At 42.8% G+C, this 7,726-nt stretch carries 9 protein-coding genes; 1 reads left to right on the plus strand and 8 read right to left on the minus strand.

Going from position 1 to position 7,726, the window contains the following annotated elements; translation table 11 throughout:
* Positions 1-8: 8 nt before the first annotated feature.
* The 8 genes from ACI3E5_RS09120 to ACI3E5_RS09155 form a co-directional block, all read right to left on the minus strand.
* Positions 9-1,127 carry a Nif3-like dinuclear metal center hexameric protein gene (locus tag ACI3E5_RS09120; protein WP_288722814.1) on the minus strand — a complete coding sequence of 373 codons (1,119 nt, stop codon included), beginning with the start codon at positions 1,125-1,127 and terminating at the stop codon, positions 9-11.
* Positions 1,124-1,819 carry a tRNA (adenine(22)-N(1))-methyltransferase gene (locus ACI3E5_RS09125; protein ID WP_413153351.1) on the minus strand — a complete coding sequence of 232 codons (696 nt, stop codon included), beginning with the start codon at positions 1,817-1,819 and terminating at the stop codon, positions 1,124-1,126. Before ACI3E5_RS09125 ends, ACI3E5_RS09120 begins: the two co-directional genes overlap by 4 nt.
* A gap of 95 nt (positions 1,820-1,914) precedes the next feature.
* Positions 1,915-2,376 carry a hypothetical protein gene (locus ACI3E5_RS09130; protein ID WP_010748202.1) on the minus strand — a complete coding sequence of 154 codons (462 nt, stop codon included), beginning with the start codon at positions 2,374-2,376 and terminating at the stop codon, positions 1,915-1,917.
* Between the two features lie 24 nt (positions 2,377-2,400).
* Positions 2,401-3,330, minus strand: a complete 930-nt coding sequence (gene dnaI / locus ACI3E5_RS09135; protein ID WP_005226006.1) for a primosomal protein DnaI — start codon at positions 3,328-3,330, stop codon at positions 2,401-2,403.
* Positions 3,330-4,706: a replication initiation and membrane attachment family protein gene (locus tag ACI3E5_RS09140; RefSeq protein ID WP_438781307.1), complete on the minus strand. Its 1,377-nt coding sequence runs from the start codon at positions 4,704-4,706 to the stop codon at positions 3,330-3,332. Before ACI3E5_RS09140 ends, dnaI begins: the two co-directional genes overlap by 1 nt.
* A gap of 13 nt (positions 4,707-4,719) precedes the next feature.
* Positions 4,720-5,190, minus strand: a complete 471-nt coding sequence (gene nrdR / locus ACI3E5_RS09145; RefSeq protein ID WP_005226004.1) for a transcriptional regulator NrdR — start codon at positions 5,188-5,190, stop codon at positions 4,720-4,722.
* Positions 5,191-5,393: 203 nt separating this feature from the next.
* Positions 5,394-6,035, minus strand: a complete 642-nt coding sequence (locus tag ACI3E5_RS09150; protein ID WP_438781305.1) for a FusB/FusC family EF-G-binding protein — start codon at positions 6,033-6,035, stop codon at positions 5,394-5,396.
* A 247-nt stretch (positions 6,036-6,282) separates the two neighbouring features.
* Positions 6,283-6,621 (minus strand): hypothetical protein, encoded by a 339-nt coding sequence (locus ACI3E5_RS09155; protein WP_016609515.1) that lies wholly within the window; start codon positions 6,619-6,621, stop codon positions 6,283-6,285.
* 168 nt (positions 6,622-6,789) lie between these two features.
* Between ACI3E5_RS09155 and ACI3E5_RS09160 the strand changes: the two genes are divergently transcribed.
* Positions 6,790-7,569 carry an ABC transporter ATP-binding protein gene (locus ACI3E5_RS09160; RefSeq protein WP_438781303.1) on the plus strand — a complete coding sequence of 260 codons (780 nt, stop codon included), beginning with the start codon at positions 6,790-6,792 and terminating at the stop codon, positions 7,567-7,569.
* Positions 7,570-7,726: the final 157 nt, after the last annotated feature.

A 7,726-nucleotide genomic window follows, 5' to 3' on the forward strand; every position in this document is an offset into this window, starting at 1 on the left:
AGATTCTCCTATCTATAGTCAAATGGATTTGTTGAAGTGGTGGAAGGAACAAAGGTCACAGCCCAGTTCTCTTCTGCTTTCCACTGATTGAATTTCTCAATAAACCGAGGAATACATTCCTTTTCGATGTTGTGCCCTGGATCGATCGCGATCAACCCATTGGCTTGCATGTCATGGGCGAAATGGTAACTGATATCGCCAGTGATGTACACATCCGCTTGATGGCGTAAGGCATCGGAATAAAACGATTGGCCACTGCCGCCGCAAATGGCGATTCGCTGAATTTTTTCAGGTGCGTTAGGAAAACTGACAACACGTAAAGCAGTCAAACCAAACCGCTCTTTGACACGTGCGACAAACTGATCAATGGAAAGAGGCTCAGCGAGGTTGCCAACCCGTCCGATTCCATAGGTCTTCGGCAAATTGTCTAAGGCATACAGATCATAGGCTGGCTCTTCGTAAGGATGAGCAGCGATCATTGCCGAAAGGACCTTTTTCTCGATCGTTTCTGGAAAAATGACTTCGATTTTCGCTTCTTGCACCTGTTCTTCTTTTCCAATCTCACCGATGGCAGGATGCGCCGCTTGCTGTGGCGTAAAGCGACCGGTGCCAATCAATGAATAGCTGGTGTTTTGGTAATTGCCTTGCTGACCAGCACCAGCTTTTCCTAATGCCTTTCGCAATGCTGGTGCCGATTCAACAGGTGTAAATACAGCTAACTTCTTCATTTTTACTTGATGGGTTTGCTTCAAGTACGTATCTGGTTCAACTTCTAGCAGTTCACAAAACCAATCGTTCAAACCGTCTTCAATAATATCCATATTGGTGTGGGCGGCGTAAACGGCGATATCATGCTTGACGAGATCCATCAACATCTTTTGTTGCGGATCATCGGTCAGCAAGCGGTTCAAAGGGCGAAAGATCGGTGGATGTTTCGCGATGATCAAGTCGATCTTTTTCTCGATGGCTTCGGTTACCACTTCTGGACGGACATCAAGGGTCATCATGACTCGCTCGAGGGGTTTGTTTAATGTACCAACATGCAGACCAACAGGATCGCCTTCTTCTGCCAACCATAATGGGCAATATGCTTCAAAGCGTTTGATAAATTCTTGACCAGAAATCATGCCAGTACCTCCTTGATCCATTCGATTTGTTCTTTCAACTCATTCATTTTCTCAGCAGGTGGTTCTTTGGCTTTCTCTAACTCTTTGACCACTCGTTGACGCTGCTTCAATTCATGCTGCCATTTTTTATAAAAAACTGGATTTTTTTCTTTTAATAAAAAGGGACCAAAAAATAATTGCTGGGGCGTGTACGTCGCTTTTCCAGTTTCCGCAACGATGATTTCGTAATTTTTGTCATTTTCTTCTAACAGCACTTCATGAATGATCGTAAAATTGTGATCAACGAGCCATTCCCGCAAGGTTCTTTCGCCAACATTCGGTTGTAAGATCAAACGTTTGACCCCCGCTAAGCGATTTTTTCTGCTGCCTTCTTCTAAAATAGAGCGAATCAAAGTCCCCCCCATTCCAGCAACAACAACCGTGTCGATTTTATCTGCTGGCTGAATAGCGTCCAATCCGTCTGCTAAGCGCACCACGATCTTCTCTGTTAGCCCGTTTTTACGTACTTGTTTACTGGCAGAATCATAAGGTCCTTGAACGACTTCTCCAGCTACAGCATAAGTGATTTTGTTCTGCAGCATCAATGCCACAGGTAAATAAGCATGGTCGGAGCCGATGTCGGCGATACGTGCTTGGTCGGGAATTTGTTCGCCCACGCAAGCCAAACGATCCGATAATGCATGTTCGTTCATATTGTCACTCCTTCTTTCGTAGTATAACACGCTTTCCATAAATAGAAAAAAATGTGCGTCTTGACTGTGGTGCCATTGCCAAGGCGCACATTGCATTAATCGTTCACTAATTCAACCTTTTGAATCGAGTTACCGGGAATTTGCGGTGGGATCGACATCGTCATGATCGGGACGCCTTGCAGCGACACTTGGACTTTGTCTCCTTCAACTAACTCCTCGATCTCTCCTGAATAGGCCTCGATAGGGACATGGAGAATGACCCCATCATTTTGAAAACTTTGGACGACTTGATCCTCATCTTCAACTGCCGCTACGTCTTTCAAAAATAATTGAAAGGTATCATCTGAACCTGCTCGGGCATCTTCTTGAATAATACCAGTAAAAACCGTCGCTGTTTCGCTCTCTGAAGAACTATTGGCAACGGAACTAGCATTCTCACTTGATTCAGAAGGCGTGTTATCGCCACTTGATGCATTGTTGTTTTCGGGACTGCCACAAGCCGTTAACAGCAGCACTGCTGCTAAGGACAAGCCTAGAATCACTTGTTTTTTCATCATCTTCTTCCTCCAGTAATGGTTTTTTTAGGCATCATTTCGTCGATTTTTGCCCGTCATTTGGATCTCTTGTGTCAAATAACGAATACGCTCCATAATACGTTTGGCTTTCAATGGTTCGGATTCGCCGCGTTGCGTTACTGAAAGATGCTGCTCCAACTCATGCATAGTAAAATTCGAGGTAAAGAACGTCGGGAGTTGCTCTTGCATTCGGTATTGTAGAATCACACCGAAGACTTCATCACGAATCCAACTGCTCATCGCATCCGCACCGATATCATCCATCATTAAAATTGGGGCTTTTTTCACTGCGTTCAGCTTATCCCCCACCTGATCTTTGCCGATTGCTTGTTTCATCTCTACTGCAAATGTCGGGAAGTGAACCAATGTCGTCGTGTAGCCTGCCTCCGCTAAATCTCTGGCGATCGCGCCAAGCAGATAGGTTTTTCCGATCCCAAAACTCCCTACAAAGTAAAGTCCTTTATGAAACTCCTGTGGATTGGCTGTCAACTCACTAATAAAATCAACGGCAGCTGCGATGGCCTCCATTCGGCCAGGCGTTTGCTGATAATCTGCAAAACTTGCTTCTTGTATATCTTTAGGCATATCCATCGCTTTGATGCGGCTGCGAATTTCTTCTTGTTTCTGATATGCCAGTAGTTCTTTCGTTGGTACATAGGTGACGTCAATAAAATGAAAATTTAACGCTAAGCGCGGCTCATAGCCCGGTGCGATCATGGATGGATCATTGATGCGGAATTTCCGCTTTTCTTGGACGAACTCATACAGTTTCGCATAGCTTTTTTGAATATCTGCTTCGGTCAATACCTCTTCATTTTCGGCAATAAACGCTTTGACATCAGGATCTTGTAAAACCTCTGCCATCATTGCTGAAAACTGATCACGGTAATTGCGTTTATCCAATAGTTTTCCTAAGTTTTTCCCTACATCTTCCATTACTTGTCACCAGCTTTCTTATGCAAGTAGTTTTGCAGTTTTTTATCTAATTCTGCTTGTCGCTCTGGCGTTAAGGCTGTCTCTTCCACTGGTTTTTCAGCCCAAGAAGGCAGCTTTTCTTCGCGAATAATTTTTTTGCCGCTGGTTTGTGGTCGGCTGCGTTTTTCCTTGGCACTTCGAACAAGGCTCCGAACATGTTTGATGGCATCTTCTGCCGTGCCAATTTTTAATTCTGACCACTGGGCGGCGATATTGTTCACATAATTCCCTGACAAAGCGGCATTGTTTTGGACCACCAAGACATAATGAACCAGAACATTGATCACACTATTAGGCAATGGTGACCGTTCGACAAGGCTCTTGATCAGCCATTGTTCTGAATCCGTCATAAAACTGTTTTTCTCCGCTTTGATCGCCTTGAGAAAAGCGATTGGTGCATTGTTCTCACTTTCTTGAATCAATAACACATCATTTTCTGAAAAACCATTCTGTTTTAAGGTATTGAAGCGGCGCAACTGACTTTCCGCTTGGGGATCTTCTCTTTTTGATGTTTTCGTAAATGTTTGTCGTGATTTCTTCATGATGGCTTGTTCCAGCTTCTTCTGGTCGACCTCGCCTGTTGTCAAAGAAACATTGTCCGCCATCAAATCCAACAATTCCAACACATCATAGCCATATAAAGAATGGTATAGAACTAACTTTTGTCGAAAACTTGGTGTGAAATTAGCGGCACGGATATACCGACGCTGCGCTTCATATAAAAGAAAGTCCCAATCCAACTGCTTTTCATCAAGCACCAAGTTCGCATTGGTTTCTTGAAAGGAATCACTGACTGCCTGTAACGTTTCTTCATGTGAAGCAAAACGTGCGGTATTTAACCCATAGGCGGCTGAGAAGGATTGGGTCACTTCCTGATAATCGGTCAAGGAACACTGCTTTGGTTGATACAGCTTGACCAGCTGATCAAATTTACGCTCTCCGACTCTTTCCAACAACAGATAGGCATACAATTCATCTTGAAAAAACGCTGCTGGATGGACCGGTTCTTGCAACCAATACAGATACGAGCTTACGTTTTGAGCATCTGCTTTCTCATAAGACTTTAGCAAGCCGATGCCCTCTAAGTTTTGCTTGGCTTTTATGAAGCGAGGCATTCCCGCATTCATGGCATTCAAGATATCTAGATGCACGGACGTCATCGACTCCTCGCCAGAAAAGCTTTGGGCTTGGACATCGCTTGCGAGTGTCAAGTACAACGCTAAAGCATCACTTTCAATAATTGGTTGATACAAATAAATGAGGGCGTCTTTTCCTTCCGTTGTAAGTGGACGGCTTTTGAACACTTTGTACGATTGATTCGGTAAACTATTGCCCACTTGTTGTCCCCCTCTATTCTTGTGGTTCTTTCGCTTTTTCGACGATGTCTTGTAGTTCTTTCAAGAAAACTGACATGTCTTTAAACTGGCGATAGACACTGGCAAAACGGATATAAGCGATCTCGTCTAAATCAACTAAATCTTCCATCACATACTCACCAATCTGTGTTGTAGAAATTTCATTTTCACCAAGAGCACGAACACGACTTTCCACATGATCGACGATCGTTTCCATCTGATCCATTGTCACTGGACGTTTTTCAGCAGAACGAATCAAGCCCCGTAGGATTTTTTCGCGATTGAATTCTTCACGGGCACCATTTTTCTTAATGACAAGTAGGGGTGCCTCTTCGATACGTTCAAATGTTGTAAAGCGATAGCCGCAATTTTCGCATTCACGACGGCGGCGAATCACACGTCCATCATCGGCTTGTCGACTATCAACTACCCTAGAATTGTTATGATGACATTTTGGACATTGCATAGTTCCACCTCATTTTCTCTCTTATGCGCTTACGTATTTACGTAAAGTCATCGGTTTCTATGATTAATTATAACATGAAATCCGTTGGTACAATAGCCAAAGTGGTTTATTCTGTTCATTTATTACAAAATTTAAATAATGTTATAACTACTGTTTTTTTGAATTTGAAAAAACGGCAGAAATTTTTCTGCCGTTTCATTTCGTTATTTATCTTTCATTTGCAGCAAAGAAACAAAGTCATGCAAATTTGCTGGCTGTTCCATCTGCTGATTGCACCGTTGGCTATCCCGGCAAATATAGTTCCCCCGTTTGGTATACGTTCCATCGCCATTGCTTTTCGTCAAAGAAAGAAACATCGAGACATTCCCCTCATGCTGACACAAGGGACAGATTCCTTTTTTGACCTCGGTTGAGACATGACCGTGAAGTCCTGTAAACCCTTCTTCAGTGGCAATGATCATAAACTTGCTTTGACTACCGATATCATCCCAAGAAAGATAGATGGTCTCTTTTAAATCAACGGAAGCAAAATCAGGTATTTTCAGTTTTTTTACTTTCCGAAACATTTTTTCAATTTGTTTTGTTGTCGGTACCTGAAAGGGTCGGACGTACTCTTTGAGCTCTGTTAACAGCTCATTGCTGCGACTGATCGTCATCCCTGGTTGAAAGAAAGCAGCTAAAATTTCACGTGGCGCTGTTTCTTCTTCAGGAAAAAATTGTTCTATGGCGTCTTTTGTCATCGTTTCAACCGTTTTGATCGTTCGAGGATCATTGACCGATTGATACGTTCGTACTAATTGGTATACTTGATGTTTAATTGAATGAAATTGGTAAGGTTCGATCATAAAAAAGCCTTCTTTCTAATTTTCCGTTTCCTATTGCGGCTGTTCTACTTTCTTGACAGTCGTACACAATGCATAAATAAGCATTTGATGACCACCTCCCAATTTCTTTGCTTCTTTCCATGCGATCTTAATGGATTATAATGAGAGGTTGAGAAATTGTCAACTGTGTAGGTGGTTGTCTTTCAACCTCTCTTGTCTCATTAACCCAAAAATGCCTCGTCTAGAAGACGAAGGCATCCATGTTTGTTTATAATTTATCTTCAATTCCTGTGTAATGCTTCAGCTGGTCTGCATCCCGTCGATCATTCGAAGAAATTTTATTTGCATCGGGATTTTCAGCTCGCAATAGTTCTTCGCTGCTGACATTTTCAGGGGTGGTTCGATCATTGCGGGCATCACGCTCATCATTTTGATCATCTAGTTCATTGACTCGTTTTTGATCGTGCTCTTTCTTGATTTGACCTTCTTGTGCTTGTTCTTTTCCAGAGTGGGCAAGTTCTTCATTGTTGGTCCACTCACCGATTTTTTCTTTGGCTTTGCCAACGATCACATCTTTTTCATCTTTAAAAGTACCCATAGTTATCATCCCTCCTGTATAGTTTCATCATAACAAGCATTCTGATTTCTGACAAAAGATATGAATGCGATACCAAACAGTCAGCAAAATGTTTTTCTTTATGCTATAATATGAGCGATTATTTTCTGAATTTTCTTACAACTGGAGGTGAAGAACCTGTTTAAGGTTCGACAATAGATGACAATCCTCGATTTCCAACAGGTTTCATTCGTTCGCGACAAGAACTATTTATTAAAAGCGATCAATTGGCAAGTGAAAAAAGATGAGCATTGGGCGATTTTAGGTCTGAATGGTGCTGGCAAAAGTTTATTACTCCAAATGATCACGGGAAGTTTATGGCCTTCTTCTGGTCAACGAACAGTCTTAGGGGAGCGTTACGGAAAAACGTCTGTGCCCGATCTTCAACGGCGCATTGGTTGGGTCAGTTCAGCGCTGCAAAGCAAGTTTTATGGTCGCGATCTTGCCGAAGAGATCGTTCTTTCCGGGCTTTATTCCAGTATTGGTCTTTATGAGTCCTACGAAGAAGAGCAGCTGATCCAAGCAAAAGAGCTTTTGGCTGACTTAGGTTTATCGCATCTGATCCATCGTTCCTATCACGTCCTTTCTCAAGGGGAAAAACAATTTGTCATGATCGCACGGGCCATGATGGCACAACCAGAGATCCTCATTTTGGACGAACCTTGTACGGGCCTTGATTTATTTGCGCGAGAAGAACTGCTAACCCGTCTGCAGGCTTTTTCACAGCTGCCGAATACGCCGACTCTTCTTTACGTTACCCATCATACGGAAGAGCTACTACCGATTTTCACTCATTTGCTGATGTTAAAAAACGGCAAAGTCCACGCCGCTGGTCAACGAGAGACGATTTTTACTGAGGAGGTTCTCACCTCTTTTTATGATCAGCCGATCGTTCTTCACCCCTTTTCCAGCAATCGCGTGATCGTGACCCCAAAATAAATCAGGGCTGGTACTTTGATGTTTAACCATTCATACACGATCGTCTTACTTTCCAAACCAAACAGTTTCCGACATGTTTCGGCTCTATAATTTATGGGACTGATGAATCAGAATTGATTCTTCAGCCCCATTTTCATTTTAGGTATTAAAAAACATA

Source organism: Candidatus Enterococcus avicola (genome assembly GCF_047470845.1).
Taxonomy (GTDB): domain Bacteria; phylum Bacillota; class Bacilli; order Lactobacillales; family Enterococcaceae; genus Enterococcus_D; species Enterococcus_D casseliflavus.